At 55.7% G+C, this 22,925-nt stretch carries 17 protein-coding genes and 1 other RNA gene; 9 read left to right on the plus strand and 9 right to left on the minus strand.

Annotation, left to right across the window (positions count from 1 at the left end; translation table 11 throughout):
• Positions 1–25: 25 nt before the first annotated feature.
• The 4 genes from H8B15_RS17465 to dnaX form a co-directional block, all read right to left on the minus strand.
• Positions 26–316: a nucleotidyltransferase family protein gene (locus H8B15_RS17465; RefSeq protein ID WP_187320938.1), complete on the minus strand. Its 291-nt coding sequence runs from the start codon at positions 314–316 to the stop codon at positions 26–28.
• Between the two features lie 694 nt (positions 317–1,010).
• A complete protein-coding gene (gene icd, locus H8B15_RS17470) occupies positions 1,011–2,276 on the minus strand; it encodes an NADP-dependent isocitrate dehydrogenase (protein WP_187320939.1) in 1,266 nt (421 codons plus the stop codon).
• 162 nt (positions 2,277–2,438) lie between these two features.
• Positions 2,439–5,402: an insulinase family protein gene (locus H8B15_RS17475; RefSeq protein WP_187320940.1), complete on the minus strand. Its 2,964-nt coding sequence runs from the start codon at positions 5,400–5,402 to the stop codon at positions 2,439–2,441.
• A gap of 378 nt (positions 5,403–5,780) precedes the next feature.
• On the minus strand, positions 5,781–7,955 hold the full coding sequence (gene dnaX, locus H8B15_RS17480; protein ID WP_187320941.1) for a DNA polymerase III subunit gamma/tau: 2,175 nt from the start codon (positions 7,953–7,955) through the stop codon (positions 5,781–5,783).
• 312 nt (positions 7,956–8,267) lie between these two features.
• On the opposite strand from dnaX, the gene ssrA reads away from it, so the two are divergent.
• Positions 8,268–8,639: a transfer-messenger RNA gene (gene ssrA, locus H8B15_RS17485) on the plus strand.
• A 155-nt stretch (positions 8,640–8,794) separates the two neighbouring features.
• Complete coding sequence (locus tag H8B15_RS17490; protein ID WP_187320942.1) at positions 8,795–9,463, plus strand: hypothetical protein; 669 nt, start codon at positions 8,795–8,797, stop codon at positions 9,461–9,463.
• Between the two features lie 832 nt (positions 9,464–10,295).
• Here the strand turns inward: H8B15_RS17490 and H8B15_RS17495 are convergent.
• The 5 genes from H8B15_RS17495 to H8B15_RS17515 all read right to left on the minus strand — a co-directional run bounded on the left by H8B15_RS17495 (position 10,296) and on the right by H8B15_RS17515 (position 14,522).
• Positions 10,296–10,673: a hypothetical protein gene (locus H8B15_RS17495; RefSeq protein ID WP_187320943.1), complete on the minus strand. Its 378-nt coding sequence runs from the start codon at positions 10,671–10,673 to the stop codon at positions 10,296–10,298.
• Positions 10,674–10,700: 27 nt separating this feature from the next.
• Positions 10,701–11,603: a UV DNA damage repair endonuclease UvsE gene (gene uvsE, locus H8B15_RS17500; RefSeq protein WP_187320944.1), complete on the minus strand. Its 903-nt coding sequence runs from the start codon at positions 11,601–11,603 to the stop codon at positions 10,701–10,703.
• Positions 11,604–11,752: 149 nt separating this feature from the next.
• Complete coding sequence (locus H8B15_RS17505; RefSeq protein WP_187320945.1) at positions 11,753–12,430, minus strand: carboxypeptidase-like regulatory domain-containing protein; 678 nt, start codon at positions 12,428–12,430, stop codon at positions 11,753–11,755.
• Between the two features lie 114 nt (positions 12,431–12,544).
• Positions 12,545–13,192: a hypothetical protein gene (locus H8B15_RS17510; RefSeq protein WP_187320946.1), complete on the minus strand. Its 648-nt coding sequence runs from the start codon at positions 13,190–13,192 to the stop codon at positions 12,545–12,547.
• A 103-nt stretch (positions 13,193–13,295) separates the two neighbouring features.
• Positions 13,296–14,522 (minus strand): metallophosphoesterase, encoded by a 1,227-nt coding sequence (locus H8B15_RS17515; RefSeq protein WP_187320947.1) that lies wholly within the window; start codon positions 14,520–14,522, stop codon positions 13,296–13,298.
• A 133-nt stretch (positions 14,523–14,655) separates the two neighbouring features.
• On the opposite strand from H8B15_RS17515, the gene radC reads away from it, so the two are divergent.
• The 7 genes from radC (at position 14,656) to H8B15_RS17550 (ending at position 22,820) form a co-directional block, all read left to right on the plus strand.
• Positions 14,656–15,399: a RadC family protein gene (gene radC / locus H8B15_RS17520; RefSeq protein ID WP_187320948.1), complete on the plus strand. Its 744-nt coding sequence runs from the start codon at positions 14,656–14,658 to the stop codon at positions 15,397–15,399.
• A gap of 47 nt (positions 15,400–15,446) precedes the next feature.
• Positions 15,447–16,064 carry a DUF1684 domain-containing protein gene (locus tag H8B15_RS17525; protein WP_187320949.1) on the plus strand — a complete coding sequence of 206 codons (618 nt, stop codon included), beginning with the start codon at positions 15,447–15,449 and terminating at the stop codon, positions 16,062–16,064.
• Between the two features lie 360 nt (positions 16,065–16,424).
• Positions 16,425–18,929, plus strand: coding sequence for a phenylalanine--tRNA ligase subunit beta (pheT, locus tag H8B15_RS17530; protein WP_187320950.1), 2,505 nt, complete (start codon positions 16,425–16,427; stop codon positions 18,927–18,929).
• 467 nt (positions 18,930–19,396) lie between these two features.
• Positions 19,397–19,693: a hypothetical protein gene (locus tag H8B15_RS17535; RefSeq protein ID WP_185282560.1), complete on the plus strand. Its 297-nt coding sequence runs from the start codon at positions 19,397–19,399 to the stop codon at positions 19,691–19,693.
• A gap of 85 nt (positions 19,694–19,778) precedes the next feature.
• Complete coding sequence (locus H8B15_RS17540) at positions 19,779–20,021, plus strand: cell division protein ZapA (protein WP_246455625.1); 243 nt, start codon at positions 19,779–19,781, stop codon at positions 20,019–20,021.
• Between the two features lie 125 nt (positions 20,022–20,146).
• Positions 20,147–21,811, plus strand: a complete 1,665-nt coding sequence (gene rny / locus H8B15_RS17545; RefSeq protein WP_187320951.1) for a ribonuclease Y — start codon at positions 20,147–20,149, stop codon at positions 21,809–21,811.
• Between the two features lie 223 nt (positions 21,812–22,034).
• Positions 22,035–22,820: a hypothetical protein gene (locus H8B15_RS17550; RefSeq protein WP_187320952.1), complete on the plus strand. Its 786-nt coding sequence runs from the start codon at positions 22,035–22,037 to the stop codon at positions 22,818–22,820.
• Positions 22,821–22,925 lie beyond the last annotated feature (105 nt).

Consider the following 22,925-nt stretch of genomic DNA (forward strand, 5'->3'; position numbering starts at 1 on the left):
GCCGAGCGAGTGCGCGTAGTAGCCATCAGATATACCGGACTTGGGCCATGATACTTTCCCGCAACTGCCGTTTCAGCGCATCTGGTGTTACGAGGTCTATTTTCCGGTGCAAGGCATTTTTCAACAGCTTTTCCAACTCGAAAAAATCCCGCCCTAGTGGTTCTGTAAACTCCGCCAAGATATCCACGTCGCTTTCCGGACCCGGTTGCCCAGTAGCAAAGGAGCCAAAATACCACAACCGCCGCACATGAAATCGGGAAGCTAACAGCGGCTTTAGGTCGCGGAGGATTGCTTTAAGTTGTTGTTGGGTTTGCATGGTAGCAGGATTCGGTAGTTAGTAGAGTTTGGTCACGTTTAGGGTAGGTACCTTAAACGCAGTCCTCACTCGGCATATCTGAGCGAGTGCGAGTTATAGGCATACGGCAACGAACTCACAAAACTATAAAACCTGATTCTGGTAAACTTTTTACTGGTAGCTTTCTCCTCGCCATATGTATAATCACAGCTATAACATGACGCAGATTTTTGGCTCTGATATCGTTCAGGTCATAGCGGTGACAATCATCATTATAAAGTATCTTCTTAATTCTCCCATCTTCACTTATTGTCAACGTGGACTGGCTACCCCTAGGAATAACTCTTTCGGTGCATAAAGCTGTAACCTCTGTAGGTAGTACGTAATAGTTTATATCAGACAGCTCCTTGTAAATACTATCTAGCTGTGTTTGACTAAATTTAATGTTGACTGTGGTATCACCTGCAAAAATAATTTCTCTAGTAAAAGTTTGAGTAGCATTACTGATATACACTTTATCATACCCATAAATTAAATGAACTGAGAAGTTAGTGGGAGCATGCGATTTATAATTGCATGATGAAAGAAGTAGAAGAATGCTTGAAAGGAAAAGGTAGTGGATACGGAAGCGACTTTCCATGTTACAAAATCAAAACCCCCGCGCCAGCCTTTCAGCCAACGCGGGGGTTCTTATTATTTGGCCTAAGCCAACTTACTACATTTTGCTTACAATCTCGTCACCGAACTCGCTGCACTTCAGCAGGGTAGCGCCGTCCATGAGACGCTCGAAGTCGTAGGTAACGCGCTTGGAGGCGATGGCAGCTTCCAGACCTTTGTAGATCAGGTCGGCGGCTTCCTGCCAGCCCATGTACTCCAGCATCATGGCACCCGAGAGGATAACCGAGCCGGGGTTCACTTTGTCGAGGTTGGCGTACTTGGGCGCAGTGCCGTGGGTAGCCTCGAAGATGGCGTTGCCGGTGGTGTAGTTGATGTTGGCGCCCGGTGCGATGCCGATACCACCCACAATGGCGGCCAGTGCATCGGAGATGTAGTCGCCGTTCAGGTTCAGGGTAGCCACTACCGAGTACTCAGCGGGGCGGAGCAGAATCTGCTGCAAGAATGCATCAGCAATGCTGTCCTTGATCAGGATTTTGCCGCTTTCCAGAGCCGCTTTTTGCTGAGCATCGGCTACTTCCTGGCCTTGCTTGGCCAGCACTTTGTCGTACTGGGCCCAGGTGTATACTTTGTCGCCAAACTCGCGCTCGGCCAGCTCGTAGCCCCAGGTTTTGAAGGCACCCTCGGTGAACTTCATGATGTTGCCCTTGTGCACGATGGTCACCGACGGCTTCTTGTGCGTGATGGCGTACTCAATAGCCGCGCGCACCAAACGCTCCGTGCCCTCTTTCGACACCGGCTTGATGCCGAACGAAGACGACTCGGGGAAGCGGATTTTCTTCACGCCCATCTCGTCTTGCAGGAATTCCAGCATTTTCTGAGCCTGGGGCGTACCGTTCATGTACTCGATGCCGGCGTAGATGTCTTCCGTGTTTTCGCGAAAAATCACCATGTCGGTCAGGTTGGGCTGCTTCACAGGCGAGGGTACACCCTCAAACCAGCGCACGGGGCGCACGCAAGCGTACAGGTCTAGCTCCTGGCGCAGAGCCACGTTCAGCGAGCGAATGCCGCCGCCTACGGGGGTAGTCAGGGGGCCTTTAATGCCTACCAGGTACTCGCGGAAAGCGTCCAGCGTTTCGTTGGGCAGCCAGTTGTTTACTTGCTTGAATGCTTTCTCACCGGCCAGAACCTCTTTCCACACCAGTTTCTTGGAGCCGCCATAGGCTTTCTCCACTGCTGCGTCGAATACTTTTACGGATGCCGCCCAGATATCGGGACCCGTACCGTCGCCCTCAATGAATGGGATGATGGGCTGGTCCGGCACATTCAATTTGCCGTTCTGGATGGTAATTTTTTGTTCTGCCATTGTGAAAAGTGTCAGTTGTTAGGTGACGGTCTATAAAGTGTTACGATTGGTAAAATGACTGTCATCCTGAGCGGAGCGAAGGACCTTCTCACGGTAGCGCGGTTGCTGCACGATACACGTTCTATCGTGAGAAGGTCCTTCGCTCCGCTCAGGATGACAGGGTTAATACCCAAAAATCTCTTTCAGGGTAAGTTGTTGAACCTTGCCGTATTTAGCAAGCTCCTTGAAATTCAAACGGTCTTTGGAGCCGATAATGAGAATGGTTTGGTTCTGGCCTTTCACCTTAGCCTCCTGAAACTTCTTCAAGTCGTCAAAGCTCATGTTGTACGTTTTCTCATACACGTCGCGGCGCACATCATAATCGAGACCGAGGCGCTTGGCGCGCTCGTAGCTCATCAGAATGTTCGACTTGGTGATGCGCTCCGTGGCAATGCTGTTGCGAATGGCGTTCTTAGCAATTGTTAGGTTTGCTTCCGCCGCGGGCATATCGTTCAGCAAACCCGCCATGCCAGCCATAGCCTCGGGCAGCTTGTCGCTCTGCGTGCCGATGTAGGAGGTGATGTAGTTGGAGCGGCCCAGCTTATCGGCACTCGCGTAGCGCGACGAGGCTGAGTACGCCAGCGCCTTGCTCTCGCGCAGCTCTTGGAACACAATGCTCCCCATCGACCCACCGAAATACTCGTTGTACAGGCTCACCGTGGGCACCAGCGCTTTGTCGTAGGCGTCGCCCTTGGTCAGGAACAGGATTTCGGCCTGCACCATGTTGTAGTCCACCCAGTACACCTGGCGCTGGTTCATGGGTTGTTCGGCAAAGTCCTTGTCGGCCGGCACAGGCTTGAGGGTAGCGGGCGTTTTGTGGTCGGCGTTCAGCACAGCTACGACCTTGTCGGTAGGCTGCGGACCATAATACAACACGCGGTGCTGGTAGCCCGTGAGCTGCTGCAAGCGGCTAATCAAGTCCTGCGGCTTCAGAGACTTTAGCTCTTTCTCGCTCAGTTGGGTAGTAAACGGATTCTTGGGGCCGTACTTGGCGTAGTTCACCATGGCCTGTTGCAGAATCACGTTCTTATTTAGCTTGGCGTCCTGGCGGGCTTTGAGCGTGCCGGCTACCATGTTTTTCAGGGCCTCGGCATCAGCCTTGGGAGCGCGCAACAGGCTTTCAAACAGCTGCAACGCCGGCTCCATGTTGCTGTCGAGGCCAGAGAGGCTCACAAACGTGCGGTCCTGCCCGCTGCTCACCGAGAACGAACAGCCTAGTTTGTAGAACTCCTGCTGCAATTGCGCGGCCGTGTACTTATCAGTGCCCAAGTACTGGAGGTAGTCGGTGGCTAGGCCCAGGCGTGGGTCGGCGTTGGTGCCCATGTCGAGCACGTAGTAGAGATTGAACAGGTTATTCTCAGCGTTGCGGGTGTAGAACACCGGCACGCCCGAACTCAATTTAACTTCCTGAATATCCTTCTTATAATCCACAAACACCGGCTGCAATTCCGGCGACTGCATAGCTGTCACCTGCTTGTAGAAGTCGGAAGCAGCGTCGCGGTTCACGGGCACCGGCGTAATGGCCGGCTTCACTACCTTCTCGGTGGTTTTGTCCTGGCCGGTGCGCTTGTATACCACCACGTAATTGTTCTGGTAATACTGATTAGCCACACGCACCACGTCTTCCTTCTTGATCTTGGCGAAGTCGTCGAACTGCTTGAGGTAGTCTTGCCAGTCCTGGCGGGCAATAAACGCCGCCACGAAGGCGCCGGCGCGGGCCTCGTTGTCCTCGTAGCTCTTGGTGCGTTGCAGCTCCTCGTTGTTGATGATGGCTGGAATCAGCCAGTCCGGAAAGTCGCCCTTCTTCACTTTGTTCAGCTCACCCAGCAGCAGTGCCTTCACCTGATCCAGGGTCTGACCCTGGCGCGGGGTAGCGTACATGATGTGCGAGGAGTAATCATCATTCAAATCCGTGAACGAGGCCGCCTGCAACACTTTCTGCTGCTGGTTCAGGTCGAGGTCGATGAGGCCGGCCTGGCCATTGGTCAGGATCTTGTCGATCATGCGCAACACCAGCGCATCGTCGGTGGTAGTACCGGGAAAGCGAAAGCCCAGCATCACGTTTTCGGCCGACGGCCCTACCACTTCCTTCACCAGTGGGGTAGTAATAGGCGCTTCCTTGGCCGCTTCAAACTGCGGTACCGGCTTGCGTTCCAGCTGCCCGAAGTACTGGTCAATCAGGCGGATGGTCTGGTCGTAGTCCAAGTCGCCGCTCAGGGCCAGGGCCAGGTTGTTGGGCACGTAGTACTGCCCGAAATACTTCTTAATCTCCGTAATCGACGGATTTTGCAGGTGCTCAATCGTGCCGATGGTGGTCTGGGTGCCGTACTCGTGCTTCTGGTACAGACCCGCGTTCAGCGCCTGATATTCCTTGGAAAAGTCGTTGTCGAGGGTGCGGTTTTTCTCCTCGTATACCGCCTCCAGTTCTGTGTGGAACAGACGCGGCACCATCTCCTTCAGTCGCTCGCTCTGAATGGCGGCCCACTTTTCAATCTGGTTGCTCGGAATATCCTCCTGATACACCGTCTGCTCCACCGAAGTATAAGCGTTGGAGCCCTTTGAGCCAATAGCGCCCATCACCTTGTCATACTCGTTCGCTACGGCCAGCTTAGCTGCCACACTCGATACAGAGTCGATCTGGTGGTAGAGCTTTTTGCGCTGGGCGGCGTCGCGCGTGGCGCGGTATTGTTCGTATAAACCCTCAATCTTGTCTAGTTCAGGCTTCTCGGCCTGCCAGTTCTGCGTGCCTAGCTTGGAGGTACCCTTGAACACCATGTGCTCCAGGTAATGGGCCAGGCCGGTAGCGTCGTGCGGATCGTTTTTGGAGCCGGCGCGCACGGCTATGTACGTCTGAATACGCGGGGCGTCGTCGTAGTCGGAGAGGTAGACGGTCAGGCCGTTATCCAGGGTGTAGATACGAGCTTTCAGCGGGTCGCCTGCCACCGTTTCGTACTTGTACTCTTTCTGCTTCGCGGCGGTAGCGGGGGCTTCGGTGGCAGGAGCAGTAGCAGCCGGTTTGCTGGATTGACACTGGGTGAAACCCAGCGTAGCCAGGGCCGGAAGTACTAGTAGAAAGGGTTTTTTCACAGGAAGGCGGTGCGGAGGGGTTAAGAAATCAAAGATAGGGGGCCTCTTTTGGAATAAAAAGCCCAACCATCCCCGAAATACCCTGCCGCGCCCTCGAAGTGCGAAATTTTGTGTATGAAGGAGCCACGGACCACGGATTCGCGCGGATTGAAACGAATTACACGGATTTTGTAGACGAGTACTGGTTGGCTGTCATCCTGAGTATTCCGCGCATCAAGCGGTGACGAAGGACCTTCTCACGCCAGAACGACAAGCGTACCAACGACTCGTTCCGCGGGCATAAGGTCCTTCGCAAGCGGACGCCAGATGAAGGATGACAGCCAACCAGTACTCGTCCACAAAATCCGACCAATCCGAAAAATCCGATCGAATCCGTGATCAGAAGTCAGTATCCAATCCCAGGCGCTGCTTCATCTCATGCAGCATCGGAAACTTCTCGGCCAGGTACTCAAACTTATCCGACGACGTGTAGAGCTTGCGGGCGGTTTGGGCCTGCGGGGCCACGCTTACCTGCACCGTGAGGCGGGGGTAGCCCGTGCGCCGCCGCAGCTCCGTCAGCAGCTCCGCCCGAAACTCGTTGAACTGGTCTACTTGCACCGGATTGTCCACAATTAGCTCAATCACGTGTCGCTCGTTGGCCTGTACGGGGCGGTTGAGCACCATGTATTCGCTCATCCGTTCCTGGGCCTTGCGCTCTTCCTTTATTTCATTCCATACGCGGTGCAACACCTCCGCATCTACCGGCGGCAGGCCGTCCACGGCGGTGGGTTCTACGTCGAGGGTAGGGTCCGCCTTAGTGGTGCTAGCCTGCTGGGCCACCTTCGCTTTCAGGGCCGATAAGCTCGGCAGACTCGGCACCTTCGACTGGATAGGACCGCTGGGACGCGTAACTGGGGGGAGGGGCAGACCAGGAGCCGGCTCGTGCCCCTCGAAGCTGGGTCGCCCTACCTCCACGTGCGGCTGCGTATCCCGAAACTGCTGGGTAGGGTTGGGCGCGTCGGCGGTTTCGTCCTCAATGCTGGGTGTGTCGTGCAACTCTTCCACACCACTTTCTATCGGCACAATGGGTTGTGGATCAGCGGGCCCAGAGACGGGGGTAGGGGCTTGTTGCGGCGCTGGGGCAGGGGCTGCCGGAGGGGCAGCCATTGTTGGGGTAGGCGAGGGTAGGGAACGGGTAGCAGGTGGCGTTGGGGCAGGGGTAGCCGGAGGTGCCGTATACGTAGCCGGAGCCTCGGCGGTGCCATCCGCTACCAACTGGTTGTTTGTTGCCGCCGGGGTAGGCGAGGCTACGGCACTATTTTTTTTTTTCGCCTCGCCGTTGGTGGCGGGGCCGCTCAGGTCGCGGGCAAACTGCACGGCGCCGTTGAGGTAGGCCAGCTTCATCAGCGTTAGCTCCACGTGCAGGCGTTGGTTTTTGGCCTGCTTGAACTCCCGGTCGCACTGGCTTACCAGGTTCAGGGCCGAAAGCAGGAAGGCCAGCGGCGCGGCCTGGGCCTGCTGCACGTACTTCTGCCGGATGCCCTCCGACACCTCCAGCAGCTGCACCGTCACAGGGTCTTTGCACACCAGCAGGCCGCGCAGGTGCTCGGCGGCGCCCACTACAAAGTTGTGCAGGTCGAAACCGTTCTGCATTACCTCATCCAGTAAGAGCAGCGTCTGCGACAGGTTTTCGCTGAGCAGCGCATCTACAAGCCGGAAGTAGTACTCATAGTCGAGAATGTGCAGGTTTTGCACCACATCCTTATAGCTGAGGTCGTGTCCAGCAAAGGTCACCATCTGGTCGAACATGCTCAGCGCGTCGCGCAAGCCACCATCGGCCTTCTGCGCCAGCAGATGCAGCGCATCGTCCTCGGCCTTGATCTTCTCCTGATTGGCCACATAACGCAAATGCCCGCGAATGTCGTCGACCCGAATCCGGTTGAAGTCGAAGATCTGGCAGCGTGACAGGATGGTAGGAATAATCTTGTGGCGCTCGGTGGTAGCCAAGATAAAGATGGCATAGCCCGGCGGCTCTTCCAGCGTTTTCAGAAACGCGTTGAAGGCCGCATTTGAGAGCATGTGCACCTCGTCGATGATGTACACCTTGAAGCGTCCCTGCTGCGGGGCGTAGCGCACCTGCTCCACCAGGGAGCGGATGTCTTCCACTGAGTTGTTGGAGGCCGCGTCCAGCTCGTGCACGTTGAAGGACGCGTTTTCCTGAAACGCCCGGCACGATGAGCACTTGCCGCAGGCTTCCAGCTCAGTGGGCGCGTCGGGGGTAGAGGAGTTGAGTACCGAGTCGGGGATGATGTCCTGCCGGCCCGCCGCCACCAGCTCCGCCACCGAGCGGCCCTTGCGCACGTGCTCCTCCACAAACTCGCAGTTGATGGTCTTGGCCAGGATGCGGGCGCAGGTGGTTTTGCCTACCCCCCGCGGCCCGCAAAACAGGAAGGCCTGCGCCAGGTGCTGCGAGGCAATGGCGTTTTGCAGGGTAGTAGTAACGTGCTGCTGCCCCACCACGCTCCGAAACGTGGCCGGACGGTATTTCCGGGCCGAAACAACGAAATTCTCCATAGTGCTATCCTACAAAGATACAGCCCAGATCACGGATTTTTGCGGATTATTCGGATTCGTCGGATTTTGTGGACGATTGCAACGTGGCGTTTCAACCCGGCACCTCTGCCGGCTGCTGAATACTATCATTGTGAAAATGCGTTGCGGTATCAACTGACAAAACCAGCTTCGCAATCGTCCACAAAATCCGATCAATCCGAATAATCCGCAAAATCCGTGAGCGGAACAAATTTGCCCCGCTGCAACGTTTTCTCCCTAATCCGCGTACATTTGCGCCCCGCCTGTTGTGGCGGGTACCGTTCTTTCTAATCTGGGGTCGACATGGAATTGACAGCTTGTGCAAGTCGCGAGTAAGCGTGTCGGGAGTTGGATGAATCTCCCGTTAAAAAGTCGTCCGAACAATAACTGGCGAGTATTCCTACGCCATGGCTGCCTAGTCTAGGTACTAAGTAATGCCATCGTCCCGCATCCGTTTGCTTTTACACGGGTGAGTTCGGGGCGTCGTAAGTAGAAGCTAGCGGCGAGGGAGGTGTGACCGCGCCGCGAAACCCAACTGCATCTACGGGTAGACCAAAGGCCTGATATGCGCCCGGGCTACCCCGACAATCCAAGCATAGATACACACGTAGAAAGCCCGACGCCTTCCTTGTCTGGACCAGGGTTCGAATCCCTGCGACTCCACAGAAAAAGCCTGTTTCCAAGATGGAAACGGGCTTTTTGTTTTTCCGGGGTACAGCTAGGGGGCGGACTATGCGTTTGCACAGAGAGCAAAGGCTGAAAGTGAGTCATAACGCTAAGGCTGTGGGCAGCGAAGAGTTATTTAGCATTCACTGTTACGCATGTTTTGGCGTATTCACTGGAATAATCCAAATTTGCATCTGTTGTTCTGTTTTATGCAAAATGACGAGAAAGTGGATGCATACGTTATGGATGAAAAGAAGCCGAAATCTGTCAATCAGCGAATAGCTGAGCTGGTACAGTATTATCATAAGGGTAATAAAGCAGCCTTTGCGAAGGTAGTAGGCATCAGCTACCAAAGGCTGGGTGCAATTTTGGGTAGCAGACAAAGTGCGCCCACGGTGGCAATCCTACAAAAGATAGGCGTTGCATTACCACAAGTGCAGATGGATTGGCTTGTATTAGGTGAGGGGGATATGCTGCAAGCGAATAATGCAATTCATGATCCATTGCTCTTTGATAGCTCAGCAGTTGCGGCTAAGGACTTGACGCAGCGCTTAGCGGAAAATAGAAAGCACTTCGATGTATTAATGGAAGCTCTTATAGAGGAGCGGAAACTGAGTAGAGTGTACCGCATCGGCGTCAATCGTCCTATGGAGCGAAAATTGGCTGATCGGTTAAGTATCACAGAGGAAGAAGCGCGGGCACTCGTATTGAGTGGTCAAGTTCGTTCTCAATACTCTGGGCACGACAACGATAAAGCCCGGCGCAATGTCGCTAGCTATCTTATCACCGAACAAGCAGTTCGCGATTTTTTAGCAGCAGAGTAGCAACCCTGGCCTCCGTGTTTTGAGTAGCCTTCAACTTTCCAGCGTAATCGGATCATTTCAAGCGCTACCTCAAATTCACTGAGTCTGGTCTACTAAGCACTAGATTTAATGTACAGTGAGGGAAGGCAAGCGGCTCATCACCTACCATCAGCAAGCTCGCATCTGAATATAGTACTTCAGAAGAATATTGGTAGGCTACACCAGAATTCTGAGTTGAATGATGTAGTATAGGTCCTGTAACATAAGAAAGCCCGTTTCCATATCGAAAACGGGCTTTTCTATCTGCTATTTATTCTTTTTACTCTGTTTTAGCAACGATGTGTTAAGTCGTGGCAGAGAGAGCGAAGTAGAAATCCAGTACACTAGGTTTCTACTTCGCTCTTATGCAAAAATAGCTTGCCTACTTTATAAGTAGTCGTTGCTGAGCTTAGGAAAGTATATGCACGAGGCAGTAGCCTGCCACGCCAGACCAGCTCAACGCGCCATACATGAGTAGCTTCTCATACCAAGTAAGCTCGAGTTCTTCAGCTGGTGTATACATGGGCGGGACGGGTAAGGAGAAAGAGAGCAGAACGGCCTAAACACAGGAATAGGGCGTTTAAAGGTTCTGGAAATATACTAAGCTTAGTACGATTTTGCAAAACCTAATATAATTATGTATTACTATCGCATGTGGTTGGTATTGAAGTAGTTTAAAAATCCCATAATGTATTCGTAATCTATTTATACTACGATGGCACTCATGCAAGGCGCTATGTAACGAACTGTTTGGCCGAAAAAAAGCCCGTTTCCATAGAGGGAAACGGGCTTGCGTATAAGTGGCGTCAACTTCTTACGCCGGCGAGATATGATTCTCTAAATCACCGCCAAACTTAATAAGTAAGTCGCCGAGCTTGCTCAAATCTGCTTTCAGAGCATCCTCCACTTTATCAGCGGCCTGAATGGTTTGAGCTCCCAGCATACTAAGCGAGCTGCCGATGGATTTGCCGTCGAAAAGATCTAACTCGGCGCTGATTAATGATTGCAAGTTGCCCAGCTCGCGGGCAATGTCCTGAAAGGCTGGTATACCACTGTCAATTAGAAGCTGATACCACTGGTCGATGTGGGTAAGTGCTGTGCTGATAGGCATACCGGTAGGACCTTGTAACAGGGCCTGTATAGTATGGGTGAGGAGTACGTCACTGGAGTGAGTGGAAGGGAGGTTTGCCATAGCTAAATGAGATGAGGGAGCGGAGAATTAAGAAGCGGTATGTAGTAGACCCGCTTGCCGTAGAATAGTTGCCGCACGTAGGGCACTGGATTCTTTATCTTTTATTTCCAGCATGATATCCGCGTCGAGGCCTTGCAAGTGCGGTAGCAAGTCGTGGAACAAGGCGTCGACCAGCGTAGTGGTGTGTTTGCCTTTGCGTTCACCGGGCTGCTGCGAGCTATAGTCCAGCATCGGCACGCCGTCGTGGACTGGATGCCACGTGGCCGCGGCCAAGCGCAGGGCTTCTGCCATTGGCTCGCCATGGTTTAGGCATTCGTGGTGGAAGGTATCAAACAGGATAGGAACACCCACGGCCTCGTGCAGGCGCAGGCAGTCGCGCAGGCTGAACAGCCGGTCGTCGTTTTCGATAACCACCCGACTACGCACCTGCTCGGGTAGGGCTAGGTATGTGTCCTCAAACCGATTAATTGCTAGCTCGCGGTTGTTGTAGAGGCCTCCCACGTGAATTTGCAGCTTGGCAGTGGTATCCATGCCCATTAGATCCAGCATGGAGCCCTGGTACACCAGCTCAGCAATACTACGCTCTACAATCCCTGTATCGGGTGAGTTCAGGACCACAAACTGGTCGGGATGCAGCGACACGCGCATATGGTGCTGCCGGATGTAGTCGCCAATGGCTCTGAACTCTGCCGCAAACCGGGTTTGCCACGGGTAGGTGTTGATGGCATGCGAACCGAACGGTACGATATTCGATCCAATCCGGAAAAAGAGCAGATCGTTTTCTACGTTATACGTCAGAATACGCTGCAAACAAGCCAGATTGTTGGCTACAGTCTGTTCTACGCGGGCATCTGAATAGGATGCCAGCCGAAACGTGGACGCAGAGGAACAATCAAGCGATTCATTAACACAAGGATACCCGATTCTCATATTACAACCGTACGGGCGCCACTGGACGAGGTTGTTGAAAAGGTTATACACAGTATATATAAATTTATACTGTATTGATTGTTAATTTGCTACCCTAGCAAGCTGCGCGGCTAGGCTGATAAAAAATACGTGGCGAGGCCGTATAATAGCTATTCGTAGCCCCGGTTGTCCAGAAAATACTTATTGTATTCTTTCCGGGCCTTAATGGCTTTTTGGAGTCTTTCCTGGGCCTTGATTTCCTCCATTTTCTGACGCTGCTTGCCTTCACGAGAGAATTGCTCGTAGAGCAGGCTCACAGGATTCTGCACCGTAGCCGAGGCCGAGGGCGCTGCTGGCGCCGTGCTGTCGACAGGGAACAGGGGTTTGGGCGGGGCCGTGCGCTTCACAGCATTGTCGGGGGGGGTAGGGCGCTTGATATTGCGAAGCGCCCGGTTAATTACGGCGTCCGAAGGGCGTCCCTGGAGCACCTCTACACTTTGCAGCTCGATACTGGTTGGTTGCAGTTTGATTTGCAGGATAATTTGCGACAAGCCGCTATTGCCTACCACCAAGCGTTGGGTTTTATAACCAAGCGCCTGAAACACCAGCGTGTCGCGGGCCGTGGCGGTCAGATTGAAATCGCCCTGGTCGGAGGCAATAACACCTTGGCCCTTGCCCTGGAGCAGCACCGTAACCCGCGGCACGGGCTTGCGCGTCTCGGCATCCGATATGGTCCCCGTCACGCGTACTTGGGCCTGTACGGCGCCAGCCGCACCCAGCCACACCAGCAGCAGAAGCCCCAGCACCCGCAGCACTCGCAACTGCGCAAGACGTGGAAAAGGTAGCATACTCACAAAACAAAGCTAACGCAGACTTTCGGCACTATTGCCCGTTGTCTGAGGATTGAGCCGAAAAAAGCCCGCTCCGTTGCACGGGCGGGCTTTTCAGAGGAGAGAAAAAGGCTATTTGATTTTCACTTTGTCGCCGTCTTCAGGCTTCAGCTTCACGGTGCCATCGTCGCCGGCTTTCTTGGCTTTGTTGCCCTGGGCATCTTTAATTTTGATGTCACCGTCTTTATCGACCTCAATCTTGCTGCCATCGGGGCCTTTTACTTTGGTACCGGGTGCCACACCAGCGGCAGCACGCTCAATTTTCTGACCAGGCGTAAGGGGGGCCGGAGCGGGCGCCACAGTTACAATATCTACTTCCTCGTAGTAGCGGCCAGGGTTGCTGGTATACGCTGTGTATTGCTCAGGCGTCAGGAAATCGTGGAACTCCTCGTTCGACTCGAGGTAGGCAGCGCGCTTGGCGGCACCCAAGCCAGTGGTGTCGTTGGTGTACTGGTTGCGCACGTCGGCCAGCTTGCGGGCGCGGTTGTAGTACACATCGCGGGCTTTTGATATGGCGGCGGTGTCTGTCACGTTCAGGTCGGTGGCCATGCGCTGAGCAGTGGCATCGGCCTGCGAGCGGTAGGTAGCGTCATTCGCGTCGGTGGTGGACGCGGCAGTATCCATGGTATCCGTGGTGGTGGCGGTTTCGGTTTTGTTGTCCGAGCAAGAAGCCATGGTCAGCGCGGCAGCGCAGCTGAGCAGCAAAAAAGTCTTTTTCATGAGGAGTCAGATTAGAGGGAGAAGCAAAAAAGGAATGTGCGGCATATACGCGCCCAGCCATCAGAGGTTACTTTTTGCCCACGTTGCTAACCCTTTTTTAGTCCTACGCTCTGCGCAGTTCCAGTACGGTGATTTCAGGTAAAAATCCAACCCGGCCGGGGTAGCCCAGAAAGCCCAGGCCTACATTTACGTAGAGGTGCTGCTTGCCCCGTTTATACAGGCCCGCCCACTGCTTGTACACGTACTGCACGGGACTCCATTTCAGGTGTGGTAGGTTCACGCCAAACTGCGCACCGTGCGTGTGGCCGGAAAGCGTCAGGTCGATATCGGGGTACTCGTGCACTTGCGCGTCCCAGTGGGTAGGGTCGTGGGTGAGCAGGATTTTGAACGGGGCATTGCCGGAGCCGGCGTGCGCTTTGGAGAGGTTGCCGTGCTGCACAAACTTAGTTCCCCAGTTTTGCACGCCCAGAATGGCAATTTGCTCGCCGTTGCGCTCCACGGTGCGGCTTTCATCCATCAGCAGCTCCCACCCAATTTTGGCGTGGTTCTGCATTAGGCGTTCCAGGTTGGCGCGCTTGGCCTCCGCCGATTCCCACTGCACATAATCCCCGTAGTCGTGGTTGCCGAGGATGGAGTAGATAGGCCGCTCCGAGCGAATGCCCGCCAGCGTGTCAATGTGCTCTTCTACCTCCGTCGCCACGTTGTTGACCAGGTCGCCGGTCATGAAGATCAAATCAGCTTGCTGGTCGTTGATGAGTTTGACGGCGCGCTGCAACGGCTCCTTCGAGGTGAAAGAACCCGTGTGCAGATCGGAGATTTGCAAGATTTTGAAGCCGTCGAACGAAGCCGGCAAATTGGGGAAGCGCAGCACGCGGCGTTTCACCTGGTAGTCGGTGCCACCGCGGACGATGCCCCAGACTAGCGCCACTAAAGGCACGGCACCCAGCAATAGCGCCGCCCGGCTTAGAAACGCACTGCGCGAAATAGGCTCACCGCCCGCTGAGTTGCCGCTAAACTGCCGCGCCACGAAGCGCCCGGCCCGCACCACATCTTCCAACAGCAAGGGTAGGGCAATTATGAGCTTGGCCGCAATCAGCCCCAGCAACAGGCCCAGAAAATAGACTTTGTAATGCGGCTGCGCGGTGCGGCGGGTGCTAATGGCCCAAATGCCCAAGCCCCAGACCAGCAGCGTTACGGCCACATACACCACCGCAGTCAGCCGTCGGCCGCCGGCTGTGTCGGGTTGGATGGCGGTGCGTACGGCTTGCAGGCCGTACCACTCAACTAAAAGAAAGAAAAACAGAACTGGTAACGACAGAAAACGAGACATGCAACAACGAAGGAAGGAGAAAAACAGCCATAAGACGGCCGCGTGAGGGTAGACGAAGAAACGGAGGGTTTACTGTATAGTGGCCGGTATTATGTTTGCTTACCGGAAGCACGTAATTCCACCCAGGTGTACAATGAATCCGGTAAATAGTTTAGCCGACGAGCAGCTTCCTGCTTCTACTTACTCGGCGCCTACCTCCTTCAGCATCAAGAGCTGGGCCGAAGAAGACCGCCCCCGCGAAAAGCTGCTGGCCAAAGGCCGCGCCGCCCTCTCCGACGCCGAGTTGATGGCTATTTTGCTGGGCTCGGGCACGGCTAAGCTTTCAGCGGTAGACGTAGCAAAGCTTATTTTGCAGGCGGTAGAGAACGATCTGAACGCCTTGGCGAAGCTGTCAGTGAAAGAGCTGATGCGCCACAAGGGCATCGGCGAAGCCAAGGCCATTACCATTGTGGCGGCCCTGGAGCTGGGTAGGCGCCGCAAGGAGGCCACCGCCAGTCAGCGCACCGTCATCACTTGCTCTACAGACATCTACAACACCATCCGGCCCAACTTGCAGGATCTGCCGCACGAGGAGTTTTGGGTGGTCCTACTCAACCGCGCCAACGTGGTGATGCGCAAGCAGCCTGTGAGCACCGGCGGCGTGGCCGGCACCGTGGCCGACCCCAAACTCATTTTCAAGCACGCCCTGGAGCAGTTGGCCAGCAGCATCATTCTGGTGCACAATCATCCTAGCGGCAACCGCAACCCCTCGGCCGCTGATATTGCCCTCACCCGCAAGCTCAAAGAAGCCGGCCAATTCCTGGACCTACCCATTCTGGACCACCTGATTTACACCGATTTGGGGTATTATAGCTTCGCGGATGAGGGGATGCTGTAAATAATGCGGCTCAGGATGACAAATGGAAGTCCCCTACCTTTGCCTCCGTGAAAATCAATCCGAAATTCTTTATTGGTCTGGGCCTGCTGCTGATTATTGGCTACTTCCTACAAGACTTGGTGCTGAGCGACAGCCAGTACATCATTGGCGTAAAGAAGAAACGCCAGGAAAAAGACGACTCGTTCCGGCGCGTAAATGGCTCGCCGCTCAGCCAGGCCCAACGCGACACATTCAAGAACTTGCCCTACTACGCCCCCGACCGCGCCTACCGCCTCGACGCGCAGTACCAGGGCTTCACGCTGCGCGACACGCTGCGCATGGCCACTACCGGCCCCCAGCCCGAAGCCTACCTGCGCTGGGGCCAGGCCACGTTTATCCTGAACAAGCAGGAGTACAAGCTCACGCTCTATCGCCGCGCGTTCGGCACCGATACCACGCTGTTCATTCCCTTCGCCGACCGCACCAACGGCCTCGCTACTTACGGCGGCGGCCGCTACCTCGATGCCGCCGTACCCGCCCCCGACGACACCGAAATTACCCTCGATTTCAACCACGCCTACAATCCCTACTGCGCCTACAACAACAGCTTCGTGTGCCCGCTGCCGCCGGCAGAGAACCGCCTAAACGTAGAAATTCCGGCAGGGGAGAAGGCCTTTCACGAGTAGGGGTAGAGGATATATATCTATACCCTGCTTGTCATCTCCTAACCCCGCCTGTCATCCTGAGCAGAGCGAAGGACCTTCTCACGTAACAACGAGTCGTTCACGTGTGAGAAGGTCCTTCGCTCCGCTCAGGATGACAGGCGGGGTTCAGATGAAAGGACGTTGGTGTTATAGGGGAGTTCCGATAAATAGGCGAAAAGCCGGGGTAAACCGCGTTTCGGGCAGCCTGCCAAATTCCTACCTTTGCGGACAGCATCAGTTGTCAGATGCTGGCTGTTGGTTGCCAGATGATGCGTATTCGCGTCATGCAAAACAGATAACTAACAACTAGTGCCTGACAACGAACAACTAGCAAATAACCCCATGAAAATATCATACGACTGGCTCCGTACGCTCATCCCTACCACCCAGTCTGCCGAGGAAATCGGGAAGCTGCTGACGGGCTCCGGCCTGGAAGTGGAAGGCATTGAGGAGCTGGAGAGCGTACCCGGCGGCCTGCGCGGCGTGGTGCTGGGCACCGTGCTCACCCGCGAAAAACACCCCGACGCCGACAAGCTCAGCCTCACCACCGTAGACGTGGGCGACGGCACCCCGCGCCAGATTGTATGCGGCGCCCCCAACGTGGCCGCCGGCCAGAAAGTAGTAGTGGCCCTGGAAGGCGCTATGCTGCACCCCACCGCGGGCGAGCCGTTCAAAATCAAGAAGTCCAAGATTCGCGGGGCGGCTTCCGAAGGCATGATCTGCGCCGAAGATGAAATTGGGCTGGGCGAGTCGCACGCAGGCATTATGGTGCTGAACACGGACCTACCCAACGGCACCCCAGCCGCCGAGTACTTTGGGTTGGGTTCCGATTCGGTGTTTGAGATTGGCCTGACGCCCAACCGCGCCGACGCGGCCTCGCACTACGGTGTGGCCCGCGAGCTGCGCGCCTTGCTGCGTCAGCCCTGCCATTTGCCTGACGTGAGTGACTTCTCGGCGCCTACCTCGGCCGAAAACACCATTGGCGTTACTATCGAAGACGAAGCCGCCTGCCCGCGCTACGCCGGCTTGCTGCTGGATAATGTGCAGGTAGGCCCATCGCCGGAGTGGTTGCAGCGCCGCCTGCGCAGCATTGGCCTGTCGCCCATCAATAACGTGGTGGACGTGACCAACTTCGTGCTGCACGAGTTGGGCAACCCCCTGCACGCCTTCGACGCCGACCAAATTACCGGAAACCAGATTCGGGTAAAACGGGCCGAAGCCGGCGAGAAATTCGTGACGCTGGACGGCACGGAGCGCACGCTCAAAGCTGAGGACTTGGTTATTGCTGATGCCAACGGCGCACCCATGGCGCTGGCCGGCGTGTTCGGCGGCAAGACATCGGGCGTGAGCAACGCCACTACCCGCGTGTTCCTGGAAAGCGCCTACTTCGCGCCAGCCGTGGTACGCAAAACCAGCCAGACCCACCAGCTCAAAACCGACGCTTCCTTCCGCTTCGAGCGCGGCACCGACCCCGACATGGTGCCCGTGGCCCTGAAGCGGGCGGCGCTGCTGTTGCAGGAAGTGGCTGGGGCGCGCATCGCCGCGCCGGTGGTCGACGAATATCCTACCCCTATCCTTGCTACGGAAGTGCGCCTACGTCTACCCCGCGTGGCCCAGCTGGTAGGGCAGGAGATAGGCGAGGAACGCATCCGCCAGATCCTAACGGATTTGGATATTGAGATTGAGGAACAACCGGCACCAGGTAATGCAATAGGGGAGGACTTGGCCGAGCATCTCACGCTCCTCAGCGCTCAGCCAGCAACCAACGACCCATCCGCAACGGAATGGCACCTGAAAATACCGCCGCACAAGGTAGACGTGACCCGTGAGGCCGACGTGATTGAGGAAATCCTGCGCATCTACGGCTACAACAACGTGGCACTGCGGCCCTTCAACTCAGCTTCCTACCTCGCCAAGTTCCCGAACCCCGACCCCGAAGTGCTGCGTCAGAACACGGCGCGCCTGCTCAGCGGGCAGGGCTATTCGGAGATTATTACCAACTCGCTCACCAACTCGGCCTACTTCGAAAAAGGCGGCGCCAAGGATGCTACGCTGGTGCGCGTGCACAACTACAACAGCGCCGACCTCGACATCATGCGCCCCACGGTGCTGCACTCGGCCCTGGAAGTAGTGCGCTACAACCTCAACCGCCGCCAGAAAGACCTGAAGCTCTACGAGTTCGGTAAAGCCTACTCTCAGAAGCCCGAGACGGGCAAGCACCAGGAGCAGAACAAACTTGTACTGCTGCTCACCGGCAACACGGCTGCCGAAACGTGGCAGCAGAAGTCTGAAAAGACCTCCTTCCATCAGTTGGCCGGGGCCGTGCAACAGGTGCTGGCGTCGTTAGGCTTCAGCAACTATGCCAGTCAGCCCGTGCAACATTCCTACCTTGCGGGTGGGCTGACGCTGCTGGTGCAAAACCAGCCGGTGGTGCACCTGGGCGCCGTGTCGCCGGGCGTGCTGAAACAGCTCGACGTGAACCAGCCGGTGTGGTACGCCGAGCTGGACTGGGACTGGCTGGTGCGCAAGTACAAGAACACGCTGGTGGCCCGCGAGCTGCCCAAGTTCCCGGAAGTACGCCGCGACCTGTCACTGGTAGTCGACAAAACCGTGACCTTCGACCAGCTACAGCAGATTGCGCGCCGCACCGAGAAGAAACTTCTACAAAGCCTGAATGTGTTTGACGTGTACGAGGGCGATAACCTGGGGGCGGGCAAGAAGTCGTACTCCGTGAGCTTCGCCCTGCAAGACCCTACCCAAACCCTCACCGACCAAGCCATCGACCAGGTGATGCAGCGCCTCATCCAGCAATTCGAGAAGCAGGCCGGCGCCCTGATTAGGAAGTAAGGAGTGGTTTTTGGGGAAGTCAGCACGTCATTTTGAACATTCTGCGCATCAAGCATAGATGAGAAATCTTGCGTGCTGACGAATGGATAGTATTGTCATGCTAAGCTTGTCGAAGTATCTCTATCATGAGTGATGAATATTGGAATAAGGTAGGCGGATTAGTTCTTATAGTTTGCGGCTGGTTTCTAGGAGGAATAGGATATGGAGAACCTATGGGGCCTTTCTGGAGCACTATCTGCCTTCTGTCAATGTTTCCTTTGATTATCTTCGGTATATACATCTTAGCCCGTAAATAGGAAGCTGGTTTTGAAATAAGGATGTTGTCATGCTGAACTTGTTGAAGCATCTCGCGTGCTGATGGTGGAGTACTGCTTTTACATTAGCACGCGAGATGCTTCGACAAGCTCAGCATGACGTTCTTACCGTTACTTAGCCAAAACCAAAAACAATCAACCAAAAACTGAAAAATGGCTTCCTCCCAGCAACTAGCCCAACTCGACCGCCTGGAGCGGCAAGTGAACAGCTTAGTGGCTGCCTATCAGCAGGTGCGGGAGGAATTGAGCGATGCCCAAACCACCATTGAGCAGCTGCGCGCCGATGTGCGCGACCGGGACCGGCAGCTCAAGGATTTCCAGAACCGGGAGAATATCGCTAAACTTGTCAATACCGTAGCAGAGAAACCTGCCCACGTCAACGAGCTGAAACTGCGCCTCAACGAATACATCCGCGAAATAGATAAGTGCCTTGCCTATTTGAAGGAGTAACGACCTATCCCCATCCACCTAAAAACGCACTGCTCGCATGAGCGACTTAGCCATAAAAATTCGTATTGCTGAACGGGAATATCCCATGCGCGTTGCCGCCCCCGATGAGGAGCGCCTGCGCATGGCCGGTAAGCTGCTGAATGAAAAGCTTAAGGAGTTCCGCGACCAGTACGGCATCCAGGACAAACAGGACCTTTTGGCCATGATTGCCCTAACCACAATGGTCGACCGCCTGAAGGTCGGCAAGGAGAAGGACGGCACCGATGCAGCCCTTACCGAGCGCCTCGCGCGCTTGGACGAGCTGCTTTCGTCGCTGGTGCTGGGCTAATCGTAGCCCGGCTTCGGTTTCACGCTTTCCCTACCCCCGTGGCAATCGGCCGTGCGGGTGGGCACGCGTTGGACTAGTTTTTTTGTTATGGTTTTTATATACCCCTTCCCCAAAAACCATAGCACATGTCACCCTATGTTTATATCGCGCTGGCTGCCGTCGTTGCCCTTGTGGCCGGCGTGTTTGTCGGCCGCCTGCTGGCCGGCAAGGCCCGGCAGGACCATGAGGCCGAGGCTCGCGCCCGCGCCCAACAGCTTCTGCAAGAAGCAGAAGAGAAAGCCAACCGCATCCGCGACGAGCGGATTCAGCAGTCGAAAGACAAGTTTCGGACCCTCAAGCATGAGTTTGAGCAGGAAAGCCGCCGCCAAAAAGCTGAGCTGGACACCGAGCTGACCCAGCGCCGTCAAGCCGTGGTGGAGCAGGAGCAGAACATCAAGCAGCTCACGCAAACCACGCAAAAACAGCTCGACCAGATTCAGCGCAAAGAAAAAGAGCTGGATACCCTGCGCGACAAGCTCCAGAACGACGCCCAACAACAGCGCGACCGGCTGGATGCCCAAGAGGAAAAGCGCCAAACGGCTCACGAAGCCCAGTTGGCCAAGCTGCAACTACGTGAGGTAGAGGCCGAAGAAAAGGCCCGCCAAGTGCAACAGCAACTCGAAACTATTTCGGGCCTAACGGCCGCCGAAGCCCGCGAGCAGCTGGTGGAATCGTTGAAGAACGAGGCACAGTTGCAAGCATCATCTTACATCAAAGACGTGGTGGCGCAAAGCAAGCTCACGGCTACCAAAGATGCTAAGAAGGTGGTGCTGGAAACCATTCAGCGCACTGCTGCTGAGCACGCCATTGAGAACTGCGTGTCGGTATTCAATATTGAGTCGGACGACGTGAAGGGCAAGATTATCGGCCGCGAGGGTCGGAACATTCGCGCCCTGGAAGCCGCTACTGGCGTTGAGATTATTGTGGACGATACCCCCGAGGCCATCATCATTTCGGGCTTCGATCCGGTGCGCCGCGAGGTGGCTCGTCTGAGCCTGCACCTGCTGGTGAAGGACGGCCGGATTCACCCGGCCCGCATCGAGGAGATTGTGGCCAAAACCCGCAAGAACATCGACGAGGAAATCGTGGAAATCGGGGAGAAAACCATCATCGACCTGGGCATCCACGGCCTACACCCCGAGCTGGTGAAGATGGTAGGGCGCATGCGTTTCCGGTCGTCGTATGGCCAGAACCTGCTCCAGCACTCGCGTGAGGTAGCCAACCTTTGCGCCACCATGGCCGCCGAGTTGGGCCTGAACGTGAAGCACGCCAAACGCGCCGGCCTCCTGCACGACATCGGTAAGGTAAGCACCGAGGAGCCCGAGCTGCCCCACGCCATACTGGGCATGGAGATGGCCAAGAAGTACAAAGAGCACCCCGACGTGGTAAACGCCATCGGCGCCCACCACGACGAGATGGAGATGACGGCCATGATTGCGCCCCTGGTGCAGGCCTGCGACGCCATTTCGGGCTCGCGCCCCGGCGCCCGCCGCGAGATGATGGAAAGCTACATCAAGCGCCTCAAGCAGCTGGAAGAAACCGCTGTGTCGTTTGACGGGGTGTTGCAGTGCTACGCCATCCAGGCCGGCCGTGAGCTGCGCGTGATGGTGAATGCCGAAAACGTAACCGACGACCGCGCCCAGGAGCTGAGCTACGAGATTTCGCAGAAAATCGAGAAGGAAATGCAGTACCCCGGTCAGATCAAGATTACCGTGATTCGGGAGATGCGCGCCGTGGCCTACGCTAAGTAGGGTAAGGCAACCAACGTAGAAAAGCCGCCGCAACGAGAGTTGCGGCGGCTTTTTTGTGGCAAATAAATTTTTTAACGAAAACGCTAACTGCTTGCAACCTATGCTACTTGAATAGGCTCTTGTACCTGTATTATCCACTACACTATTCCTATCCGGCGATGGTCTGCCGGTTGTTGCGGAGCATGTTGCTGCGCCAGCCAGTAGACCATCGCCTTTTATGTGTATGACAAAATCGGTGCGCTGGGATAGAGTTTTTCTTTGGCTGGTGGTATCGGTGAGCCTGAGCGGCTGTGTGCTCTACACACCACTTCGGCCCAGTGCACCTATGCTGCGCGAGAAAGGGCAGGCCGAGGTAGGTGGCGGCACCTACCTTTTCTCCGGCCGCTTAGAGGGCTCGGCTGCGTACTCGCCGGTGCGGCATGTGGTGGTGCGGACCGCGGGTGCACTCCGCACCGACAAGCGCGATACCGCAACGTACTCTCGTACGCGCCAATTGGAAGTAGGCACCGGTACTTACTGGGCGCTTGGGCAGCGGTGGTTGGTAGGGGGCTCTATGGGGTACGGCTGGGGGCACAGCAGCCGCGGGTATCAGGACGAAAGCTACTTGGGCATTTTTCGCCGCGATTCTACTATCACGTACCAGTACGATGCACGCTACGGGAAGCCTTTTGGCGACGTGTTTGTGGCGTATGAGGATGGCCCGTTCACGATGGGCATGGCCTACCGGCTTTCGCAGGTACGCTTTACCACTCTCACCAACAACGGGCAGCCTATCCGCTTGCGCCGCATGACGCGCAACGAGCCCATGCTGTTTATGCGCTTTGGCAATCGGCAGGGCGTATTACAGTGGGCCCAGCTGCAACTCACGCTCAGCTCTTCGTGGTCGGCCGATCTGGTGCGAAGGTCGGCCCCAGTAGGCCCACTACTTACCGATGTGAAGGCCGGTAACTTATTTACCTCCATTGGGATTGTGGTATATCCGCACCGCTTTAAACGGGAGCGGTATTAAGAGAGCATCGTTCCTCGGCAAGCTCGGAATGACGTTCTAAAAGCTTTAATGGTCTCAAAGTCATAAAAGCAGAAAGCCCACCCGAATTTTCCGGGCGGGCCTTTT

It is taken from the genome of Hymenobacter citatus, from assembly GCF_014333615.1.
Classification (GTDB): domain Bacteria; phylum Bacteroidota; class Bacteroidia; order Cytophagales; family Hymenobacteraceae; genus Hymenobacter; species Hymenobacter citatus.